We start from the raw sequence: 20,032 nt of genomic DNA on the forward strand, positions 1-20,032 counted from the left end.
GCGCCAGACAGTAGCCCCGCGGCGGGGCAGCGGCCAAAGACCTCCGGGGCAACACAACGTGACGCCCCGCCGCTGACGCAGGTCATCGGCGGGGCGCGGGGTCAGGGCGGGTTCACGCAATTCGCCCGTTCGGGCGGCACCGTGTGCTGATCTTGATCCGGGCTCCCGGGCCCGGGGGTCAGATCCGGACGCCGAACTGGAACGGCATGTTGCCGATCGACTCGTAGCGCACGGTGGCGCCGGTGTGCGGGGCGTGCAGCACCTGGCCGTTGCCGGCGTAGAGGCCGATGTGGTGCAGGTCGCTGTAGAAGAGCACGAGGTCGCCGACCTTGAGCTGGCTCTCGCTGTAGATGCGCGTGCCGGCGTTGGCCTGGGCCTGGGAGGTGCGCGGTATGGAGACGCCGGCCTGGGCGTAGGCCCAGGAGGTCAGGCCCGAGCAGTCGAAGGAGGACGGGCCGGTGGCGCCGTAGACGTAGGGCGAACCTATCCGGCTCTGGGCGGCGGAGAAGGCCGCGGCGGCCCGGCCGGAGGCGGAGCCGGTGTTGCCGAGGTCGACGCGGTCGGCGGCGGAGCGGCTGGCACGCTGGTCGGCGGCGGCGAGCGCCGCCTTCTCGGCGGCCGTCAGGGTGTTGAGCAGCTTCTGCGCCTCGGCGAGCTTGCTCTGCACCTGCTTCTTCTTCTTGCCCAGTTCGGTGCGGGTGGAGGCGAGGTCCTTGAGCTTGCCGGAGGCCTCGGCGCGCTCCTGGGCGAGCTCGCGCTGCTTCTGCTGGATCTTCTTCAGCGCCTCGACCTGCTGGGCGCTGAGCTGGTCCGCGGTGGACGCCTTGTCCAGGTAGTCGTCCGGGTTCGACGACAGGAAGAGCTGGAGGGAGGAGTCGATGGTGCCGGAGCGGTACTGCGCGGCCGCCGCCATGCCTATGGAGTCACGGAGCTCGTTGAGCTCCTCCTGGCCGCGGGCGACGTTGTCCTGGATGGTGGAGATCTCCTTCTGGAGCTTCTCCTGCTTCTCCTTGGCGCCGTTGTACTTCTCGGTGGCCTGCTCGGCCTCCTCGTACAGCTTGTCGACCTTCGCCTTGACCTCGTCCTTGGAGGGCTTCTCACTGGGCGCGGCGTTGGCGGCCTGGGTACTGATGGCTACGGCGGCAGCAGCTGCGGTGGTGAGCACGGTCACGCGCGCACGGCTCGGCTGCTTGGGTCGACGGTGGGTCGCCACGAAGGTGAACTCCTTCTTCTGAGTGATCACCCGCTCGGAGGTTCGGAGCCAGACCCTAGTGACCTCATCGTGATCAGATCAAATCCTCAGGAGCAAAATCTCGTCACAGCATGCATTCTTTACACACAACTCACGTGCGGTGATGCGCGGTTGACACTACGTTGCGTGACGATCCCGCCAATTCGGGCATTAAACCTAGAAGTTCGACCTTCGGGACAGCGCCCTAGGAAAGCCGTTTCAGGAGCATCGCGGAGGCGACGGGCCGGGCGCCCGCCTTGGCCACTCCGTCGGCCACCTCGCGGTCGGTGGAGGCGACGATGACGGGCCGCCCCGGCGGCTCGGCGCGCACCAGCTGACGGATCAACTCGTCGGCCGTCACACCCGGTTTGGAGAACAGCACGCGCACGCCGCGCGGGGGCGCCAGCAGCACCGGCGCGGCCAGCTCGGCCCCGTCGAAGACACAGGTGACCTCGGCGCCGGTCTGCGCGGCGAGCTGCGAGAGCTGGCCGAGCAGCCGCAACCGCTGCTTCTCCAGGGGCATCTGGGGATAGCCGGTCTTGGTGACGTTGTAGCCGTCGACGAGCAGATGGGCCTGGGGCAGGGCGAGCAACTGGTCCAGGACCGCCGGGTCGTGCTCGGACAGCGCCCGGGCGGCGATGTCCTTCGGGCTCATGCGTCCCGGTTCCACCGCGTCGACGGTCTCGGCCGGCCGTACGGAGACCGGTGGCAGCGCCAGCTCCCGGCGCAGCCCCTGTGTCGCGTCCAGCAGGGTGTCCAGAAGCAGTCGCACGCGCATGTCCTCGACACTGCGCCCCTCGCGCGCCGCTCTGCGCGTGGCCTCCAGGGCGGCCTCCGCCTCGCCGAGCCGCCCCTTCAGGCGCCGGGACTCGCTCTCCGCGGCGGACACCTGTGCCTGCGCCTCGGCGCGTGCGGCGTCCATCTCGCCCTGGGCCTTGCGCAGGGCCGCCTCGCCCCGCTTGACGTCACTGAGGGCCGCGCGCAGCTTGCGGTGCGCCACGTCGGCCTCCTTGCGGGCCGCGTCCAGGTCGGCGCGCAGCCGCTCGGTGTCGAGCCGGGTCTGCTCGCGGGCCCGGTCGAGCTCCTCGCGCAGCCGCTCCAGCTCGGCCCGGCTCTCCTCGTCGGCGCGCTCGGCGTCGGCCCGAAGGGCCTCCTCGCCGGCCGCGGTCACCAGCTTCACCCACCCGGTGGGCCGCAGAACATAGGCCGCGGCCGCCACGTCGAGCGGGTCCGCGGCCGGGGGCGGCGAGCCGGAGTCGAGAGCGCCGGCGAGCTCCGGCTGGGCCTCTCTGAGCTTCTCCCCGATCCGCTGGCGGAACAGCGGATCGGTCTCCAGCGCGGCGGCCATCGCGTTGCCGGCGAACTTGGCCCGGCGGCTGGGGGTGAAACGGGCGTACTGCCTGAGCTGTGCGGGCAGTTCGGCGACGGTCAGCCCGCCGAACCCGTCCGAGACGATCTGGACGACCCGGCGGCGCACCCCGTCGGGCAGCGGACGGTCAAGCACCTCGGCGGTGCCGTCGCCCGGCCCCCCGCCTGCGGTCTCCACCATCCGTCACACCCCATCACCTGTGGGGCCGCTCCGCTCAGGAGTCGGCGCCCGGCCTGTCCACGAGTTCCACCTGGTCCACCGCGTTGCACCAGCGGCAGCGCACCGACTCGATGGTCTCACTGACCACGTCGCGCTCCTCCACCTTCGGCTCACCGGCCAGATCGAGGTGGACGTACTCCACGACCTTCGACGAGCGGGTCACGTCGAACCGCGTGAGGTTGCCGCAGAGGGTGCAGCGCCACCGTGTCGAGGCGGTCGGCAGGGGAACCGTCATCGTGACTTGTACCTTTTCCTTCTAGGTCGTCCATTGTCCGCGACGCGCCAGCTTCCCTGGAGCGTGTGGCCGTAACCCTACGGCCTGGCGGCAACCCGCCGCCCGCCCGTCCACGGCGGCGAGGCGTTCTGTGCGAGTACGTTCCCTTACGTCATGCTCTGTAGCCATGATCAGCCACCGGAGCCCGACCGTCAGCAGCACGAGCCGGCCTCCGTCGGCGCCCGTCACCTGCACGCTGCTCGTCCTGTGCTGCCTGGTCTTCGCGATCGGCCCGGCCTCGGGCCTGAACCAGGCCTACGGCTCCGGGGACGCGCTGCTCGCCGCCCAGCGCGCGTACTTCCACCGGTGGGGGGTGATCCCGGCCGAGCTGTTCCAGGGTTCCGCGAGGGCCGTGCTGACCCCTGCCACGGCCCTGTTCGTCCACGGCAACTGGGTGCACCTGCTCGGCAACATGCTCTTCCTCTACGTCTTCGGCGTGATGACCGAGGAGCGGATGGGCCGCACGGAGTTCGCCCTCTTCTACCTCGGCTGCGGCTGTCTGGCCCTGCTCGGGTACGCGGCCGCCAATTCCGCCTCCGAGCAGTCGCTGGTGGGGGCGTCCGGGGCGATCTCCGCCGTCCTGGGCGCGTTTCTCTTCCTGTTCCCCACGGCCAGGGTCACAAGCCTGCTCCCGTTCCTCTTCTTCCTCCCGGTGCGCTTCCCCGCCTGGGTCGTCCTGCCGTTCTGGGCCACCCTGCAGTGGCTGGCGACGGGCCGCGCGGACCAGGGACCGGGGGTGGCGTACCTGGCCCACCTGGTGGGCTTCGGGCTGGGCTTCTGCTACGCCTGGGTGCGGTTCGGCCGTACGGCTAGAGTGAAGTCCGCCCCTGCTCCGGCCCCTGAGGGAGAGAACCAGCCGTGATCACCGCGATCGTCCTCATCAAGACCAGCGTGGACCGGATCCCCGAGATCGCGGAGTCCATCGCGGCGCTGGAGTCCGTGAGCGAGGTCTTCTCGGTCACCGGCACGTACGACCTGATCGCCATGGTCCGGGTCAGGCAGCACGAGGACCTGGCCGAGGTCATCCCGGGCAGCATCAGCAAGATCCCCGGCGTCGAGGCCACGGACACCCACGTGGCCTTCCGCACCTACTCCCAGCACGACCTGGAAGCGGCGTTCGCCATCGGCCTGGACTCCTGACCGGACCGGCCCCGCGTCACCCTCGGACGCGGGGCACCGGCGTCGTCAGACCGCCGGCACGCAGCGGCCGTCCTCCGTGCGGTACTGCCACTTCGCGCCCTCGCGCACCAGTTCCCGCACGGCCGTGACGAAGCGGTCCACGTGCTCGTCGGGAGTGCCGGCGCCGAAGCTGACCCGGACGGCGTTGAGGGACTTCTCGCCGGGCGCGGCCTCGGGGGCGCCGCACTCGCCCCGGGTCGTGGGGTCGCTGCCCAGGAGGGCGCGCAGCAGGGGGTGGGCGCAGAACAGGCCGTCGCGGACGCCGATGCCGTACTCGGCGGACAGGGCGGCCGCGAAGTGGGAGCTGTTCCAGCCCTCGACGACGAAGGAGATCACGCCGACCCGGGGCGCCTCGTCGCCGAAGAGGGAGAGGATCCTGACCTCCGGGACGTCGGCCAGACCCGCGCGGACCTTGCCGATCAGGTGCCGCTCGCGGGCGACCAGGGAGTCGAAGCCCGCCTCGGTCAGGGCCTTGCAGGCCGAGGCGATGGAGTGGGCGCCGATCACGTTGGGCGAGCCCGCCTCGTGGCGGGCGGCGCCGGCGTGCCACTCCACGTCCACTCCCCCGTCCTCCCGCCGTGCGACCTTGCGGCTGGCGCCGCCGCCCGCCAGGTACGGTTCCGCCGCACGCAGCCAGTCGGCGCGGCCGGCCAGCACGCCGGAACCGAAGGGCGCGTACAGCTTGTGCCCGGAGAAGGCGACCCAGTCGACGTCGAGGTCCTGTACGGACAGCGGGTGGTGCGGAGCCAGCTGCGCGGCGTCCAGCACGATCCGCGCACCGTGGGCGTGCGCGGCGGCGGCCAGCTCCCGCACCGGCCACAGCTCGCCGGTGACGTTGGAGGCGCCGGTGACGCAGACCAGCGCCGGACCGCGGGGGTCGCGGTCGGCGAGGGCGCGTGCCAGGGCCGCCACGGCCTGCTGCGGGGTGCGCGGCGCGTCCAGGTAGGTGACGCGGGCGTCCTGCCAGGGCAGCAGGCCGGCGTGGTGCTCGGTCTCGAAGACGAAGACCTGGCAGCCGGCGGGGAGCGCCCGGGCGAGCAGGTTCAGCGAGTCGGTCGTGGAGCGGGTGAAGACCAGCTGGTCGTCGGTGCGGCAGTCCAGGAACTCGGCGACCGTGCGGCGGGCGTTCTCGAACAGCTCGGTCGACAGCTGGGACAGGTACCCGGCACCGCGGTGGACGCTGCCGTAGTAGGGGGCGTAGGCCGCCACGTCGTCCCAGACGCGCTGCAGGGCCGGCGCGCTGGCGGCGTAGTCGAGCGCCGCGTAGCCGACCTCGCCGCCGGTGACGAGCGGAACGGTGACGTCCCGGCCCAGGACGGGCAGCGGGGCGCGGACGGACCGGGCCGCGGCGACGGTGGCGGCGGCGGTGGCGGCGGCGGTGGCGGCGGCGGTGGCGGTGGCGAGGGACATGGCGAACTCCTGTGAGGGGCAAGCGGATTCACCGTGCGAGCGGGTACGGCTCGAGCACGGGAAAAGGGGGAAAGGGGGTGTGCGGAGGCGGGGCTCGACGCCCTATCGCATTCGCTTGCTCACAGAGGGCTCCTCGACGACCAGGACCCCTGGTGTACGAGGGATCCGCGCTTGCCGTGGACCTCGCTGCCCACGGCCTGGTCCTCACCCGGGGCACCCCGCCACGGACGGAGGGTTGCCGGACAGTCGGCCGGGGCCTCATGACTGTCACTCATGACCTGGAAGGGAACGTACGTGACGTGATCGCGGTCCCGCAACCCGTGTCCGGATGCCGGGACCGCGATCCCGCTGCCGCTGCCGTTGCCGCTGAGGCTGTGAATTGCCGGGCGGCCCTACGCGTTGCTGGCCGCCACCCAGCGTTCCAGCGCCCGCTTGGCCGCGCCGGAGTCGATCGACTCCGCCGCCCTGGCCATCCCGGTCCGGATCTGCTCGGCGAGCGGAGCCGGACCCGGGTCGAGGGCCACCAGCGCGGCCGCCGAGTTCAGCAGCACGGCGTCCCGTACCGGCCCCTTTTCGCCGTCGAGGAGCCTGCGGGCCACCTCGGCGTTGTACGACGGGTCGCCGCCGCGCAGCGCCTCGACCGGCACCAGCTCGATGCCGACCTCCCGGGGGTCGAAGGTCTCCTCGGTGACCTTGCCGTCACGGACGATCCACACCCGGGAGGTGGCCGTGGTGGTCAGCTCGTCCAGTCCGTCGTCCCCGCGGAAGACCAGCGAGGAGTTGCCGCGCTCGGCGAAGACGCCCGCGACGACCGGTGCCATCCGCGGGTCGGCGACCCCGACCGCCTGGGCCCGCACCTGGGCGGGGTTGGTCAGCGGACCGAGGATGTTGAACACCGTGCGGATCGCCAGCTGGCCGCGCGCGGCGCCGGCGTGGCGCAGCGCCGGATGGAACTTGATGGCGAAGCAGAAGGTGATCCCGGCCTCCTGCGCCACCTCGGCCACCCGCCGCGGGGTCAGCTCCAGGTTGACGCCGAGCTTCTCCAGGACGTCCGAGGCACCGGAGGCCGAGGACGCGGCGCGGTTGCCGTGCTTGACGACCGTGGCCCCCGCGCCGGCCACGACGATCGCCGACATGGTGGAGAGGTTGACGGTCCTGGCGCCGTCGCCGCCGGTGCCGACGATGTCCACCGTCCGCCCGGGCACCTCGATCACGTTGGCGTGCTCGTACATCGTCCGGACGAGGCCGGTGATCTCCTCGACCGTCTCGCCCTTGGCCCGCAGGGCCACGACGAAGCCCGCGATCTGGGCGTCCGTCGCCTCGCCGCGCATGATCTGGTCCATCGCCCAGGCCGTCGCGTCGGCGCTCTGGTCGTGGCCGTACAGCAGGGCGTTCAGCACCTCGGGCCAGGAACGGCCCGCCGCGGTGTCGCCTCCAGCGGGGGTCACAGCGCTCATCAGGCCGCTCCTGGGTGTCGTAGAAGAGTGTGGTTCCACCCTATCCAGCCGGAAGGCATGGCGAAGGGCCCCGTCCGAACACCGGACAGGGCCCTTCGCGCGGCGTGGCGACGCCTCAGTGATCAGTGGTGGCCGTGGCCGCTCGTGATCTCCTTGTACTCCTCGACGGTCGGCTTCGAGATCTGGGCCTCGTCGCCGAAGTACGCCTCGCTGAGCTTGGCGCGCAGCTTCTCGGAGCCCTTCACCTTGCGCTCGACGCCGTTCTCGTCGGTCGTGGGACCGATCTCGAGCGGCTGGTACTGCTCGTGCGCCGTGAGGGTGTGCAGCGCGTCCTGGCTGAGCGGCTCGTGGACCTCGATGAACTCACCGTGCGGCAGGCGCTTGATGATGCCCGACTCGCGGCCGTGCAGCACCTTGTCCTTGTCGCGCCGCTGCAGACCCAGGCAGACCCGCTTGGTGGCGACGAACACGAGGACCGGCACCACGAAGAAGCCGACCCGCACGAACCAGGTGATGGCGTTGATCGACAGGTGGAAGTGCGTGGCCCACAGGTCGTTGCCGCCACCGATCATCAGCACGAAGTACCAGGAGACCCACGCGGCACCGAACGCGGTACGCGTCGGGGCGTTGCGCGGGCGGTCCAGGATGTGGTGCTCGCGCCGGTCGCCGGTGACCCAGGCCTCGACGAACGGGTAGACCGCGATCGCGACCAGGACCAGCGGGAAGATCACCAGCGGGATGAACACGCCCAGCACGAGCGTGTGGCCCCACGCGTTGATCTCCCAGCCCGGCATGACCCGGATCAGGCCCTCGGAGAAGCCCATGTACCAGTCGGGCTGGGCGCCGGTGGACACCTGGTCCGGACGGTAGGGGCCGATGGCCCAGATCGGGTTGATCGAGGCGATCGCCGAGATGGCCGCGATGACGCCGAAGACCAGGAAGAAGAAGCCTCCCGCCTTGGCCATGTAGACCGGCAGCAGCGGCATGCCCACGACGTTGTTGTTCGTCCGTCCGGGACCCGCGAACTGCGTGTGCTTGTGGTAGAAGACCAGGATCAGGTGGCCGACCAGCAGACCGAGCATGATGCCCGGCAGCAGCAGGATGTGGATCGAGTAGAAGCGGGCCACGAAGTCGCCGCCCGGGAACTGGCCGCCGAACAGGAACATCGACAGGTACGTGCCGACGATCGGCACGGACAGGATCGCGCCCTCCATGAAGCGGACACCGGTGCCGGAGAGCAGGTCGTCCGGGAGCGAGTAACCGGTGAAGCCGGTGAACATGCCCAGGACGAGCAGCAGGAAGCCGAACAGCCAGTTGACCTCACGCGGCTTGCGGAACGCGCCGGTGAAGAACACGCGCATCATGTGCACGAACATGCCCGCGAGGAAGATCAGCGCGGCCCAGTGGTGGATCTGCCGGATCAGCAGACCACCGCGCACGTCGAAGGAGATGTGCAGGGTCGAGTTGAAGGCCTCGGACATCAGCTGGCCCTGCAGCGGGATGTAGCTGCCGTGGTACTCCACCTCGTTCATCGACGGGTGGAAGAACAGGGTCAGGTACACACCCGTGAGGATGATGATGATGAAGCTGTAGAGGCAGACCTCACCCAGCATGAACGACCAGTGGTCGGGGAAGATCTTGCGCATGTTGGACTTGGCCAGGGAGTAGATCCCGAGCCGGCCGTCCGCCCAGTCGGCGACGCGCTCGCCGGCGGGCGCCTTTCCGCGGCGTGCCGCGGTGCTGTCGTTGGTGCTCATCCGCGCTCCCAGAATGCAGGACCGACGGGCTCTTCGAAGTCGCCGAGCGCCTCGAGGTAGCCCTCGTCGTTCACGCCGATGCGCAGCTGCGGCAGGGCGTGGCCGGCGGGGCCGAAGATCACCCGGGCACCGTCGGAGAGGTCGAAGGTGGACTGGTGGCAGGGGCACAGCACGTGGTGCGTCTGCTGCTCGTACAGCGAGATCGGGCAACCGACGTGGGTGCAGATCTTCGAGTACGCGACGATGCCCTCGTGCGACCACGCGAGCTCGCGCTTGTCCTTGATGTTGTCCGGCTGGATCCGGACGATCATCAGGGCCGCCTTGGCGATCTGGGTCTGGAAGTCCTCGTCCTGCTCCTCCAGTCCCTCCGGCTTGGCGAAGGTGAGCGAGCCGACGGCGACGTCCGAGGGACGCAGCGGCTCGTTCGTGTTCATGTTGACGAGCAGCTTGCCCTTGGACCACAGCGTGTGGCGGAGCTTGGTCCCGGGCAGCGGGCCGAGGTCACGCAGCAGCATGACGCCGGAGAGCGGGAACAGGGCCATCGCGCCGAGCATCGTGTTGCGGATCAGCTTGCGGCGGCCGAGCACGGACTCCTTGGCACCCTGCCGGAAGTCGTCCATCACCTTGGCCTTGACCTCGGGCGAGGCCTCGATGGGGTGACGCTCGTCGGCGATCTCCACGTCGGACATCAGGGTGCGGGCCCAGTGGACCGCGCCCGCGCCGATGGCGAACAGCGCGAGGCCCAGGGTCAGACCCAGCGCGAAGTTCAGCGCGTTGATGTGGCCGATCGGGAAGACGAAGATCGACTTGTCGTGCGGGATCGCCACGTACGAGGCGATGAAGCCGACCGTGGCGAGCATCGACACCGTGAACAGCATGGCCACCACGCGCTCGGACCGCTTGGCGGCCCGCTCGTCGATGTCCTGGACGCGGTGCTCGTGGGGCGGCAGACCGGGGTCGGCGAACGGGTTCTTCTCGTCCGCGACACCGACCGCGCCGTGCTGGTCCTGCTCAGCGGGCAGGTTCTCTTCTGGAATGTCTTGGCTACTCATGACTTCTTGGCCTTTGCGGTCCGAGCGGCGACCCAGACGGCGACCGCGATCAGCGCGCCGAGTCCGAAGATCCAGGCGAACAGGCCCTCGGAGACCGGGCCGAGTCCGCCCAGCTCAAGGCCGCCGGGGCTCTCGGTGTCGTCTCCGTTGACCGCGTGGAGGTACGCGATGATGTCCTTCTTGTTCTGCTCCGTCAGCGTGGTGTCGGGGAACGAAGGCATGCTCTGCGGGCCCGTCTGCATGGCCTCGTAGATGTGCTTCGGGTCGACGCCCTCGAGGTTCGGTGCGAACTTGCCGTGGGTCAGCGCACCGCCCTTGCCGGTGAAGTTGTGGCACTGCGCGCAGTTGGTGCGGAACAGTTCACCGCCCTTGGCGATGTCGGCACCCTCGGGGCCGTACTGCTCCTTGGTCGGCACGGTCGGGCCGGCGCCCAGCGAGGCGACGTACGCCGCGAGCTGGTCGATCTCGGCCTGCGTGTAGACGACCTTCTTCTTCGGGACCTGCGCGCCCGGCTGCTGGGCCGGCATACGGCCGGTGCCGACCTGGAAGTCGACGGCCGCGCTGCCCACGCCCACCAGGCTCGGGCCGTCGGACGTGCCCTGACCGCCGGTTCCGTGGCAGGAGGCGCAGCCTACGGAGAAGAGCTTCTTGCCCTCGTCGATGGCGAGAGACTGGGCGGTTTCGTCGGCCTGCGCCTTGCTCGCGGGCGCGAACACGGCGTACAGCCCCCCGGTGCATGCCAGCGCGAGGAGTAGGACGACGAGCGCCGCCATCGGATGGCGTCGTCGTGCGGAGAGCTTTTTCACGGATTACCCCGGTGTCAGGATCTTCTGCGTCGATGCTTGTGTGGTGTGCGCCCTGCGGCGCACGCGGGAACGGGCCCGGCTACTTGATCAGGTAGATCGTGGCGAAGAGGCCGATCCACACGACATCGACGAAGTGCCAGTAGTAGGACACGACGATGGCCGCGGTCGCCTGCTCGTGGGTGAACCTCTTGGCCGCGTAGGTACGGCCGAGGACGAACAGGAAGGCGATGAGGCCGCCCGTCACGTGCATGCCGTGGAACCCGGTGGTCAGGTAGAACACCGAGCCGTACGGGTCGGAGGACAGGGAGAGCCCGTCCTTCTTCACCAGCTCCGTGTACTCGAAGATCTGACCGCCGATGAAGATCGCACCCATCACGAAGGTGACGATGAACCAGCCCCGGAGCTTCTTCACGTCCCCGCGCTCGGCGGCGAAGACGCCGAGCTGGCAGGTGAGGGAGGAGAGCACCAGGATCGTGGTGTTGGTCGCGGAGAACGGAAGGTTGAGATGGCTCGCCATCTCCTTCCAGTGATCCGGACCGGTCACCGATCGCAGGGTGAAGTACATCGCGAAGAGGGCCGCGAAGAACATCAGCTCGGAACTCAGCCAGATGATGGTTCCGACGCTGGTGAGGTTCGGCCGGTTGACCGACGGGTGCGCGTGCCCGGTATCTACTGTCGTTGCTGTCGCCACGTCCGACATTATGTCGGTCGCTTATCCCGCCCTCACTCCGGGGGGTGCCGTTCGGAGTGTTGCTCCCGTCCATACCGGTGTTGACGTGGTGTTGAACGGAGTAACATCCGCCGCAACGGGCCTTTCCGTACGACGCTGACGTCTCGGAGGAACAATGCAGCCGACCGCCACGGTGCTGGTCTACAGCGACGACTCCAACACCCGCGAACAGGTCCGGTTGGCCACCGGGCGAAGGCCCGCGCCCGACGTACCCGTCGTCGAGTTCGTGGAGTGCGCGACGCCCGCGGCCGTCGTGGCGGAGCTGGACAAGGGCGGGATCGACATCTGCGTCCTGGACGGCGAGTCCGTGCCCGTGGGCGGCATGGGCGTCTGCCGGCAGATCAAGGACGAGGTGTTCAACTGCCCGCCGGTGCTGCTGCTGATCGGGCGGCCGCAGGACGCGTGGCTCGCGACCTGGAGCCGGGCGGACGCGGCGGTGACGCTGCCCGTGGACCCGGTGGAGTTCGCCTCCGCGCTGGCCTCCCTGCTGCGGCGCACGAGCCTTCGGCAGAGCGCCTGAGAGCCCGGGGCAGCCGTCCTGGCGGCGGCCTGCCCGCACGCGGGCTCACACGCTCTCTGGCCGCAGCCTCGCCCGCTGCGCCGCCGTCGGGGCGTCGGGGGTTCCGGCGACCAGGGCGCTGCCCGTGCGCCAGTTCTTCCAGGAGAGGTTCCAGTCTCCGAAGCCGTTGCCGAAGGGCTCCATGGTGTCGCCGCCGGAGTTGACGACCTTCACCACGTCGCCCTCGTGGACGTGGTTGAAGAACCACTCGGCGTTCGCGGTGCTCATGCCGGTGCAGCCGTGGCTGACGTTGGCGTAACCCTGGGAGCCCACGGACCAGGGGGCGGCGTGCACGTACTCGCCGCTCCAGGTCAGCCGGGTCGCGTAGTAGACCGGCAGGTCGTAGGAGTCCGCACTGCCCTCGGCGATGCCGACGGTGGCACTGCGCATGCGTACGAAGTATTCCTTGCCCAGGACGACCTTGACGCCGTTGCGGGTCTCGAAGCCGGGCTTGCCGGTGGTGACCGGCATCTCCTTGATGTCCTCGCCGTTCTTGTAGACCGTCAGGGAGTGCGAGGCCGCGTCGGTGAGGGCGACGATGCTGTCGCCGATGGTGAGCTTCAGCGGCTTGCTCTTCGCGCCCCACAGGCGGTCGCCGATCTTGACGCCTTCGAGGTTGCTGTGCACCTGGACGGTGGTGTGGGCGGGCCAGTACTCCTTGGGGCGGTAGTGGAGCTCCTTGTCGTCCACCCAGTGCCAGGCACCTTGCACGGCGGGCACGGCGTCCACGCGCAGCGCCCGCTCGACTATGGCGCGCTGCGCCTTGTCCTTGACGGGCTTGTCCAGTTTCGCGGTGATCGGCTGGCCGACACCGTACGTGCCCGACTCGGGCCCGAACGTCACGCCCAGCCGCTTCTTGGTGGTGGGCTTGCTGGTGTCGAAGGAGAGGACCTTGCGCCCGGGCGCCCCGTCCTCGTCCTCGGTGCTCACCCGCACCGTGTAGTGGGCGTTGGCGGCGAGCGGAGTGGTGCTGTGCCACCGGCTGCCGTCGGCGGAGAGTTCGCCCGTCACGGAGCGGCCTGCGGCGTCCGTGGCGGTGACGTCCGTGATCCGGTCGTCGTCGGCCGTGACTTCCAGCGGCTTGTCCGGATCCGCCTTCTTGCCGTCCTCGGAGAGGCCGTTGAAGGAGAGCTGGTCCGTCGCGTCGTACGGCTTGTCGGTCAGCGGGCTGCCACCGCTGCTGCAAGCGGTGCCGCCCGCGCCCAGGGCGATCACCAGCAGCGTGCAGCCGGCAACGGTGCGGGTGCGCGGAGTGTGGTTCATGCCCTCGACGCTAGGGAGATCCGTCAAGTACGGCGCGCCGGGTAACTCGTACGAGGGACCTTTGTTGCGGCAAAAGCAGGAGCCCGGACGCTCCTCGCGGAGTGTCCGGGCCCTGGTGCGCTCGGCGCGTGCTACTGGGTGCGGTTCTCACCGCGGTAGTACTCGAAGACCCAGCCGTACAGGCCGACCATGATGATCGGGGCCGAGAAGTACAGCAGCCACCAGCCGATCGCGATCGACAGGAAGGCCAGCGCGCCACCGAATCCGAGGGCGAGCGGCTGCCAGCTGTGCGGGCTGAAGAACCCGACCTCGCCGGCGTCGTCCGCGACGTCCGCCTCCTTGTTGTCCATGGCACCCGCGTCGACCCGCCGGGCCGTGAAGCCCAGGTAGAAGCCGACCATGATGCACAGACCGAAGGCCAGGAAGAGCGCCGTGGTACCGGCCGGCTCCTTCGACCACACGCCATAGACGACCGCCATGGCGAGGACGAAGAAGCTCAGCCACATGAACATCTTGCCCTGAACCTTCACTTGCCGGCCTCCTTGCCACCAGCCAGAGCGTGGTCACCGTGCGGCGCGTTCTCGAGCTGGTCGAGAGCGGCGATCTCGGGGTGGTGCAGGTCGAACGCCGGGGATTCGCTGCGGATCCGCGGCAGGGTGAGGAAGTTGTGCCGCGGGGGCGGGCAGGACGTCGCCCACTCCAGCGAACGGCCGTAGCCCCACGGGTCGTCGACACCGACCGGCTTGCCGTACTTGGCCGTCTTCCACACGTTGTAGAGGAACGGCAGGATCGACAGGCCGAGCAGGAACGAACCGATCGTCGAGACCGTGTTCAGGGCGGTGAAGCCGTCGGCCGCGAGGTAGTCCGCGTAACGACGCGGCATGCCCTCGGCGCCCAGCCAGTGCTGCACCAGGAACGTGGTGTGGAAGCCGATGAACAGCGTCCAGAAGGTGATCTTGCCGAGGCGCTCGTCGAGCATCTTGCCGGTCATCTTCGGCCACCAGAAGTGGAAGCCGGAGAACATCGCGAACACCACGGTGCCGAAGACGACGTAGTGGAAGTGCGCCACCACGAAGTACGAGTCCGAGACGTGGAAGTCCAGCGGCGGCGAGGCCAGGATGACACCGGTCAGACCACCGAAGGTGAAGGTGATCAGGAAGCCGGTCGCCCACAGCATCGGGGTCTCGAAGCTGAGGGACCCCTTCCACATGGTGCCGATCCAGTTGAAGAACTTCACGCCGGTGGGCACGGCGATGAGGAACGTCATGAAGGAGAAGAACGGCAACAGGACGCCGCCGGTGACGTACATGTGGTGGGCCCACACGGTCACGGACAGGCCGGCGATGGCGATGGTCGCGCCGATCAGGCCCATGTAGCCGAACATCGGCTTACGTGAGAAGACCGGGATGACCTCGGAGATGATGCCGAAGAACGGCAGCGCGATGATGTACACCTCTGGATGGCCGAAGAACCAGAAGAGGTGTTGCCACAACAGGGCTCCGCCGTTGGCCGCGTCGAAGACGTGCGCCCCGAATTTTCGGTCCGCCTCCAGTGCGAACAGCGCGGCCGCCAGGACCGGGAAGGCGAGCAGCACCAGCACCGCGGTCAGCAGCACGTTCCACACGAAGATCGGCATGCGGAACATGGTCATGCCCGGGGCGCGCATGCAGATGATGGTGGTGATGAAGTTGACCGCGCCGAGGATGGTGCCGAAGCCGGAGAAGGCCAGGCCCATGATCCACAGGTCGGCGCCGATGCCCGGGGAGCGGACCGCGTCGGAGAGCGGGGAGTAGGCGAACCAGCCGAAGTCGGCCGCGCCGGAGGGGGTCAGGAAGCCGCCCACCGCGATGGTCGAGCCGAACAGGTACAGCCAGTAGGCGAACATGTTCAGCCGGGGGAAGGCCACGTCCGGGGCGCCGATCTGCAGCGGCATGATCCAGTTCGTGAAGCCGGCGAACAGCGGCGTCGCGAACATCAGCAGCATGATCGTGCCGTGCATCGTGAACGCCTGGTTGAACTGCTCGTTCGACATGATCTGCAGACCGGGCCGGGCGAGTTCCGCGCGCATCAGCAGCGCCATGACGCCGCCGATCAGGAAGAACGCGAACGACGTGACGAGATACAGCGTCCCGATCGTCTTGTGGTCAGTGGTCGTCAGCCACTTGATCACGACATTGCCGGGCTGCTTGCGCCGGACCGGCAGCTCGTCTGAGTAGTGTCCCTCAGCTGCCGCGGCACCCTGGGGTTCGTTGAGGATGCTCACAGGTTGTTCGTCTCCCGGTTCTTCTCGTGGCCCGTCTGCGCGATGCCGGCGGGAACGTAACCGGTCTGCCCCTTCTTGGCGAGGTCCTTGAGGTGCTGCTCGTAGCGCTCAGGGGAGACGACCTTCACGTTGAACAGCATCCGGGAGTGGTCGACGCCGCACAGCTCGGCGCACTTGCCCAGGAAGGTGCCCTCCTTGTTGGGGGTCACCTGGAAGGAGTTGGTGTGGCCCGGGATGACGTCCATCTTCATCAGGAACGGCACCACCCAGAAGGAGTGGATGACGTCGCGAGAGGTGAGGACGAAGCGGACCGTCTTGCCCTTGGGCAGCCACAGGGTCGGACCCGGGTTGCCGGTCTGCGGGTTCCTCGTGGCCGGGGTGCCGACGTCGTAGACACCGCCGGCGTTGGCCGGGAAGTCCTTCTTGAACCGGTCCGGAATGGCGGCCAGGTTCTTGTCGGTCTTCGCGTCGCCGGTGGAACCCGCGACGGGCTCGACGTAGTTGAAGCCCCAGCTCCACTGGAAGCCCACGACGTTCACCGTGACTTCCGGCTTCTTGTCCGTGAGGCTGAGGAGCTTCGACTCGTCACGGGCCGTGAAGTAGAAGAACACCGAGACGACGATGAGCGGAACGACCGTGTACAGCGCCTCGATCGGCATGTTGTACCGGGTCTGCGGCGGAACCTCGACCTTGGTGCGGCTGCGCCGGTGGAAGATCGTGCTCCAGATGATCAGGCCCCACACCAGCACGCCGGTGGCGAGCGCGGCGGCCCAGGAACCCTGCCACAGGGAGAGGATCCGCGGAGCCTCTTCCGTGGTCGGGGTGGGCATACCAAGGCGGGGGAAGTCCTTGTATGTGCAACCGGTGGCGGTCGCCAGGACCAGGCCCGCGGTCATTGCCTGCAGCAGCTTCCGCCGCATCGGGCGCCGCGGCGAGCGGTCGGAGCCGTTGGGACTCACGTAGCGCCTTCCCGAGAGTCTCGCCCGCGCGGTTGGCTGCGGCCTGCCTTCTCGGTGGTCGGTCGCCGCCCTGCGTCGGGCAGGGGTTTGGATGTTTATGCGGACCAAACCCTAGCCGACGCGTTCTCAGGGTTCGCGGGGAGGGGGGCCTAGTGGGCAGGGTGGTTCGCCGGTTTGGCGGCCGGGGGTGGTTCGTGGCTGGTCCCGCCGCTCCCCGGGCCCCTGAGGAGCGGCCGCGCCGGGCCGGGTCATAGCGTTTGCGTATGTCCTATTTCGATGCCGCTTCCTCCGCGCCTCTTCATCCGGTCGCCCGTCAGGCGCTGTTGGCGTCGCTCGACGAGGGCTGGGCCGATCCCGCGCGCCTGTACCGGGAGGGGCGGCGGGCCCGGATGCTGCTGGACGCGGCCCGGGAGACGGCCGCCGAGGCCGTGGGATGCCGGGCGGACGAGCTGGTCTTCACCTCGTCCGGGACGCGGGCCGTGCACACCGGCATCGCGGGCGCGCTGGCCGGGCGTCACCGGATCGGGCGTCACCTGATCGTGTCGGCGGTCGAACACTCCTCGGTACTCCATGCGGCTGACACGCACGAGGCCGGCGGCGGGAGCGTCACGCAGGTCGAGGTGGACCGGCTGGGCAGGGTGGCACCGGCGTCGTACGCGGCCGCTCTGCGCCCCGGCACCGCGCTGGCCTGTCTGCAGTCGGCCAACCACGAGGTGGGGACCGAACAGCCCGTGGCGGAAGTGGCGGCGCTGTGCCGGGAGTCCGGGGTGCCGCTGCTGGTGGACGCGGCGCAGTCGCTCGGGTGGGGGCCGGTCGAGGGCGGCTGGTCGCTGCTGACGGGCAGCGCCCACAAGTGGGGCGGGCCCTCGGGGGTGGGGCTGCTCGCCGTGCGCAAGGGCGTGCGGTTCGCGCCGCAAGGGCCTGCCGACGAGCGGGAGTCGGGGCGGGCCGCCGGGTTCGAGAACCTGCCGGCGATCGTGGCGGCGGCCGCCTCGCTGCGGGCCGTGCGCGCGCAGGCCGCGCAGGAGGCGGCACGGCTGCGGGAGCTGACGGAGCGCATCCGGGCGCGGGTGCCCGAGCTGGTGGCGGACGTGGAGGTGGTCGGGGATCCGGAGCGTCGGCTGCCCGGGACCGTCACCTTCTCCTGTCTCTATGTCGACGGGGAGACATTGCTGCACGAGCTGGACCGGGAGGGGTTCTCGGTCTCCTCGGGATCGTCGTGCACCAGCAGCACGCTGACGCCCAGCCATGTGCTGAGGGCGATGGGGGTGCTGAGTGAGGGGAACGTGCGTGTGTCGCTGCCGGCCGGAACGGGCGCGGAGGACGTCGAGCGGTTCCTGGAGGTGCTGCCGGGGGCCGTGGCGGGGGTGCGCGAGAAGCTCGGGGCGCCGGCTCCGGCGGCCACCGTGCGCCAGGACGTCCTGGTCGTCGACGCCCTCGGCAAGCGCTGCCCGATCCCCGTCATCGAGCTGGCGAAGGTCATCGGGAACGTGCCGGTCGGCGGCCTGGTCCGCGTCCTGTCCGACGACGAGGCGGCCCGCCTGGACATCCCCGCGTGGTGCGAGATGCGGGAGCAGGAGTACGTGGGCGAGGAGCCCGCGGAGCGGGGCGCGGCCTACGTGGTCCGCCGCACGACCTGAACGTCCCGAAGGGGTGCGGGGGTCCGCCGCCGGCCGGCCCCCGCACCCGCGCCGGGCGGATCAGGCCAGGTGCTTGCGGACCTCGGCCGCGGGCTCGTCGCCGTACGCCTTCGTGAAGCGGTCCATGAAGTGGCCGCGCCGCAGCTGGTACTCCTGCGTGCCCACGGTCTCGATGACGAGGGTCGCCAGCATGCAGCCGACCTGCGCGGCGCGCTCCAGCGAGACGCCCCAGGCCAGCCCGGACAGGAACCCGGCGCGGAAGGCGTCGCCGACGCCCGTCGGGTCGGCCTTGCGCTCCTCGTCGGGGCAGCCGACCTCGATCGGGTCCTCGCCGGCCCGCTCGATGCGGACACCGCTGGAGCCGAGCGTGGTGACGCGGTGGCCGACCTTGGCGAGGATCTCGGCGTCGCTCCAGCCGGTCTTGGTCTCGATCAGGCCCTTCTCGTACTGGTTCGAGAAGAGGTACGTCGCGCCGTCCAGCAGTATCCGGATCTCGTCGCCGTCCATGCGGGCGATCTGCTGGGAGAAGTCGGCGGCGAAGGGGATGCCGCGCGAGCGGCACTCCTCCGTGTGCCGGAGCATGCCCTCCGGGTCGTCGGCGCCGATCAGGACCAGGTCGAGACCGCCGACGCGGTCCGCGACCGTCTTCAGCTCGATCAGCCGGGCCTCGCTCATCGCCCCCGTGTAGAACGAGCCGATCTGGTTGTGGTCGGCGTCGGTGGTGCAGACGAAGCGGGCGGTGTGCAGGGTCTCCGAGATACGCACCGAGTCGGTGTCGACGCCGTGGCGCTCCAGCCAGGCGCGGTACTCGTCGAAGTCGAAGCCGGCGGCGCCGACCAGGATCGGTTCCGTGCCGAGCTGGCCCATGCCGAACGCGATGTTCGCGCCGACGCCGCCCCGGCGCACGTCGAGGTTGTCGACCAGGAAGGAGAGCGAGACCGTGTGCAGCTGGTCCGCGACGAGCTGGTCGGCGAAGCGGCCTGGGAAGGTCATGAGGTGGTCGGTGGCGATGGAGCCTGTGACTGCGATGCGCACGGCGTGGTCTCTCCTGCGGGGAGGGGTAATGACACTTCACGCTACCCGGTGGACGCGAAGCTCTGAAGCGGCCGAAACTACCCCTTAGTAGATCTTTCTTGGCGGGGGCGCGCATGCGTACGGTGCCGTTATGACGAACCTGAAGGCGTACGCGCCCGCTTCGGCCGACCTCGAGGGCGGCCTGGCGTCGCTGCGCGGCGACTGCGCCCGGATGGTCCCGCACTGGGCCGCTCCCGAACGGATCGTTCCCCTTCCGGTCCCCCTGTCGCTCATCCACGGTGTGAAGGTGCCTCCGACCTCGGCCCGCCTGCTGGAGGCGATGTCGGACTACGGCGACTGACCCCGGTCCGGCAGCTCCGTTCGGCGCGCTCGAGGGAACCGCGCGCTCCCCCGCTGCGTCCCATCGCCGTCCCCCTTCGAGGGGATGCGTGATACGCCCCCCGGCGGTCCGTTTTGACAGGGCCGGGTCAGGGCGACAGGACAGCAGTGCAGCCGAAGGAGCGATGCGGTGAACACCGAGCGACCCGACAACGACGCCGCCGACTCCGCCGACGGGCGGAGCGAGGGGACGGAGCGGCGCGCCCCCGGCGCCGGGGCTCCCGGCGCCGCGGAGGCCGGCCCGGAGGCTGCGGAGCGAGCGCGGGAAGGCGCGGCCGGGTCCGAGCGGACCGAGACGCCCGAGCGAGGCGAGACGCCCGAGCAGGCCGAGACGTCCGAGCGAGGCGAGACGCCCGAGCAGGCCGAGACGTCCGAGCGAGGCGAGACGCCCGAGCAGGCCGAGACGTCCGAGCGAGGCGAGACGCCCGAGCAGGCCGAGACGTCCGAGCGG

The 20,032-nt window shown here is 69.7% G+C and carries 19 protein-coding genes, 1 pseudogene and 1 riboswitch; of the genes and pseudogenes, 6 read left to right on the forward strand and 14 right to left on the reverse strand.

The annotated features are described in order from the left end of the window. Window positions 1-178: 178 nt before the first annotated feature. From ACIRPX_RS12760 to ACIRPX_RS12770, 3 genes are all read right to left on the reverse strand, one after another. Window positions 179-1,213, reverse strand: a complete 1,035-nt coding sequence (locus tag ACIRPX_RS12760; protein ID WP_404192879.1) for an NlpC/P60 family protein — start codon at window positions 1,211-1,213, stop codon at window positions 179-181. A gap of 223 nt (window positions 1,214-1,436) precedes the next feature. Continuing rightward, window positions 1,437-2,780: an NYN domain-containing protein gene (locus ACIRPX_RS12765; RefSeq protein WP_404192386.1), complete on the reverse strand. Its 1,344-nt coding sequence runs from the start codon at window positions 2,778-2,780 to the stop codon at window positions 1,437-1,439. A 34-nt stretch (window positions 2,781-2,814) separates the two neighbouring features. Then, entirely contained in the window at window positions 2,815-3,054 is a 240-nt protein-coding gene (locus ACIRPX_RS12770; protein WP_108013339.1) for a hypothetical protein, read from the reverse strand. Window positions 3,055-3,220: 166 nt separating this feature from the next. Between ACIRPX_RS12770 and ACIRPX_RS12775 the strand changes: the two genes are divergently transcribed. Together ACIRPX_RS12775 and ACIRPX_RS12780 are read left to right on the forward strand one after the other, a co-directional pair. After that, window positions 3,221-3,955 carry a rhomboid family intramembrane serine protease gene (locus ACIRPX_RS12775; RefSeq protein WP_404192388.1) on the forward strand — a complete coding sequence of 245 codons (735 nt, stop codon included), beginning with the start codon at window positions 3,221-3,223 and terminating at the stop codon, window positions 3,953-3,955. After that, a complete protein-coding gene (locus ACIRPX_RS12780; RefSeq protein ID WP_384266490.1) occupies window positions 3,952-4,233 on the forward strand; it encodes an Lrp/AsnC family transcriptional regulator in 282 nt (93 codons plus the stop codon). The genes ACIRPX_RS12775 and ACIRPX_RS12780 overlap by 4 nt, the downstream gene beginning before the upstream one ends. A 45-nt stretch (window positions 4,234-4,278) precedes the next feature. Here the strand turns inward: ACIRPX_RS12780 and ACIRPX_RS12785 are convergent, their stop codons facing one another. The 6 genes from ACIRPX_RS12785 to ACIRPX_RS12810 form a co-directional block, all read right to left on the reverse strand. Next, a complete protein-coding gene (locus tag ACIRPX_RS12785) occupies window positions 4,279-5,682 on the reverse strand; it encodes an aminotransferase class V-fold PLP-dependent enzyme (protein ID WP_404192390.1) in 1,404 nt (467 codons plus the stop codon). Window positions 5,683-5,844: 162 nt separating this feature from the next. Beyond that, window positions 5,845-5,961, reverse strand: a riboswitch (SAM riboswitch). A 113-nt stretch (window positions 5,962-6,074) separates the two neighbouring features. Further along, on the reverse strand, window positions 6,075-7,139 hold the full coding sequence (gene trpD / locus ACIRPX_RS12790; RefSeq protein ID WP_404192392.1) for an anthranilate phosphoribosyltransferase: 1,065 nt from the start codon (window positions 7,137-7,139) through the stop codon (window positions 6,075-6,077). A gap of 122 nt (window positions 7,140-7,261) precedes the next feature. Beyond that, window positions 7,262-8,896 (reverse strand): cytochrome bc complex cytochrome b subunit, encoded by a 1,635-nt coding sequence (locus ACIRPX_RS12795; protein WP_404192394.1) that lies wholly within the window; start codon window positions 8,894-8,896, stop codon window positions 7,262-7,264. After that, on the reverse strand, window positions 8,893-9,948 hold the full coding sequence (locus ACIRPX_RS12800; RefSeq protein WP_404192396.1) for a Rieske 2Fe-2S domain-containing protein: 1,056 nt from the start codon (window positions 9,946-9,948) through the stop codon (window positions 8,893-8,895). Before ACIRPX_RS12800 ends, ACIRPX_RS12795 begins: the two co-directional genes overlap by 4 nt. After that, a complete protein-coding gene (locus tag ACIRPX_RS12805) occupies window positions 9,945-10,754 on the reverse strand; it encodes a c-type cytochrome (RefSeq protein ID WP_404192398.1) in 810 nt (269 codons plus the stop codon). Before ACIRPX_RS12805 ends, ACIRPX_RS12800 begins: the two co-directional genes overlap by 4 nt. A gap of 79 nt (window positions 10,755-10,833) precedes the next feature. After that, window positions 10,834-11,454, reverse strand: coding sequence for a heme-copper oxidase subunit III (locus ACIRPX_RS12810; protein WP_384266476.1), 621 nt, complete (start codon window positions 11,452-11,454; stop codon window positions 10,834-10,836). A 145-nt stretch (window positions 11,455-11,599) separates the two neighbouring features. On the opposite strand from ACIRPX_RS12810, the gene ACIRPX_RS12815 reads away from it, so the two are divergent. Beyond that, window positions 11,600-12,004 (forward strand): hypothetical protein, encoded by a 405-nt coding sequence (locus tag ACIRPX_RS12815; RefSeq protein ID WP_404192401.1) that lies wholly within the window; start codon window positions 11,600-11,602, stop codon window positions 12,002-12,004. Window positions 12,005-12,049: 45 nt separating this feature from the next. Here the strand turns inward: ACIRPX_RS12815 and ACIRPX_RS12820 are convergent, their stop codons facing one another. The 4 genes from ACIRPX_RS12820 to coxB all read right to left on the reverse strand — a co-directional run bounded on the left by ACIRPX_RS12820 (window position 12,050) and on the right by coxB (window position 16,528). Then, a complete protein-coding gene (locus ACIRPX_RS12820) occupies window positions 12,050-13,306 on the reverse strand; it encodes an Ig-like domain-containing protein (RefSeq protein WP_404192404.1) in 1,257 nt (418 codons plus the stop codon). 131 nt (window positions 13,307-13,437) lie between these two features. Continuing rightward, window positions 13,438-13,836, reverse strand: coding sequence for a cytochrome c oxidase subunit 4 (locus tag ACIRPX_RS12825; protein ID WP_016435785.1), 399 nt, complete (start codon window positions 13,834-13,836; stop codon window positions 13,438-13,440). Further along, window positions 13,833-15,569, reverse strand: a complete 1,737-nt coding sequence (gene ctaD / locus ACIRPX_RS12830) for a cytochrome c oxidase subunit I (RefSeq protein WP_404192407.1) — start codon at window positions 15,567-15,569, stop codon at window positions 13,833-13,835. Before ctaD ends, ACIRPX_RS12825 begins: the two co-directional genes overlap by 4 nt. Continuing rightward, a complete protein-coding gene (coxB, locus tag ACIRPX_RS12835; RefSeq protein ID WP_404192409.1) occupies window positions 15,566-16,528 on the reverse strand; it encodes a cytochrome c oxidase subunit II in 963 nt (320 codons plus the stop codon). Before coxB ends, ctaD begins: the two co-directional genes overlap by 4 nt. Before the next feature lie 263 nt (window positions 16,529-16,791). Between coxB and ACIRPX_RS12840 the strand changes: the two genes are divergently transcribed. Further along, the gene (locus ACIRPX_RS12840) at window positions 16,792-18,168 is read left to right on the forward strand and encodes a cysteine desulfurase/sulfurtransferase TusA family protein (RefSeq protein WP_404192412.1); all 1,377 of its coding nucleotides are present in this window, start codon (window positions 16,792-16,794) and stop codon (window positions 18,166-18,168) included. 60 nt (window positions 18,169-18,228) lie between these two features. On the opposite strand, the gene ACIRPX_RS12845 is transcribed toward ACIRPX_RS12840, so the two are convergent. Continuing rightward, window positions 18,229-19,203 carry a carbohydrate kinase family protein gene (locus ACIRPX_RS12845; RefSeq protein WP_404192414.1) on the reverse strand — a complete coding sequence of 325 codons (975 nt, stop codon included), beginning with the start codon at window positions 19,201-19,203 and terminating at the stop codon, window positions 18,229-18,231. Window positions 19,204-19,333: 130 nt separating this feature from the next. On the opposite strand from ACIRPX_RS12845, the gene ACIRPX_RS12850 reads away from it, so the two are divergent. Together ACIRPX_RS12850 and ACIRPX_RS12855 are read left to right on the forward strand one after the other, a co-directional pair. Further along, window positions 19,334-19,543: a hypothetical protein gene (locus tag ACIRPX_RS12850; RefSeq protein WP_404192417.1), complete on the forward strand. Its 210-nt coding sequence runs from the start codon at window positions 19,334-19,336 to the stop codon at window positions 19,541-19,543. Window positions 19,544-19,711: 168 nt separating this feature from the next. Further along, a pseudogene (locus ACIRPX_RS12855) lies at window positions 19,712-20,032 on the forward strand (hypothetical protein); the annotation flags it as partial.

Origin of the sequence: Streptomyces sp. NPDC101225 (assembly GCF_044767585.1) — a bacterium.
Lineage (GTDB): Bacteria > Actinomycetota > Actinomycetes > Streptomycetales > Streptomycetaceae > Streptomyces.

Excerpts from the sequence above, each read along its gene's own strand:
- ACIRPX_RS12795 (WP_404192394.1), bottom strand. The coding sequence starts at position 8,896 with ATGAGCACCAACGACAGCACCGCGGCACGCCGCGGAAAGGCGCCCGCC.
- ACIRPX_RS12765 (WP_404192386.1), bottom strand. The coding sequence starts at position 2,780 with ATGGTGGAGACCGCAGGCGGGGGGCCGGGCGACGGCACCGCCGAGGTG.
- ACIRPX_RS12770 (WP_108013339.1), bottom strand. The coding sequence starts at position 3,054 with ATGACGGTTCCCCTGCCGACCGCCTCGACACGGTGGCGCTGCACCCTC.
- ACIRPX_RS12810 (WP_384266476.1), bottom strand. The coding sequence starts at position 11,454 with ATGTCGGACGTGGCGACAGCAACGACAGTAGATACCGGGCACGCGCAC.
- ACIRPX_RS12850 (WP_404192417.1), top strand. The coding sequence starts at position 19,334 with ATGACGAACCTGAAGGCGTACGCGCCCGCTTCGGCCGACCTCGAGGGC.
- ACIRPX_RS12775 (WP_404192388.1), top strand. The coding sequence starts at position 3,221 with ATGATCAGCCACCGGAGCCCGACCGTCAGCAGCACGAGCCGGCCTCCG.
- ACIRPX_RS12840 (WP_404192412.1), top strand. The coding sequence starts at position 16,792 with ATGTCCTATTTCGATGCCGCTTCCTCCGCGCCTCTTCATCCGGTCGCC.
- ACIRPX_RS12800 (WP_404192396.1), bottom strand. The coding sequence starts at position 9,948 with ATGAGTAGCCAAGACATTCCAGAAGAGAACCTGCCCGCTGAGCAGGAC.
- ACIRPX_RS12815 (WP_404192401.1), top strand. The coding sequence starts at position 11,600 with ATGCAGCCGACCGCCACGGTGCTGGTCTACAGCGACGACTCCAACACC.
- trpD (WP_404192392.1), bottom strand. The coding sequence starts at position 7,139 with ATGAGCGCTGTGACCCCCGCTGGAGGCGACACCGCGGCGGGCCGTTCC.
- ACIRPX_RS12820 (WP_404192404.1), bottom strand. The coding sequence starts at position 13,306 with ATGAACCACACTCCGCGCACCCGCACCGTTGCCGGCTGCACGCTGCTG.
- ACIRPX_RS12785 (WP_404192390.1), bottom strand. The coding sequence starts at position 5,682 with ATGTCCCTCGCCACCGCCACCGCCGCCGCCACCGCCGCCGCCACCGCC.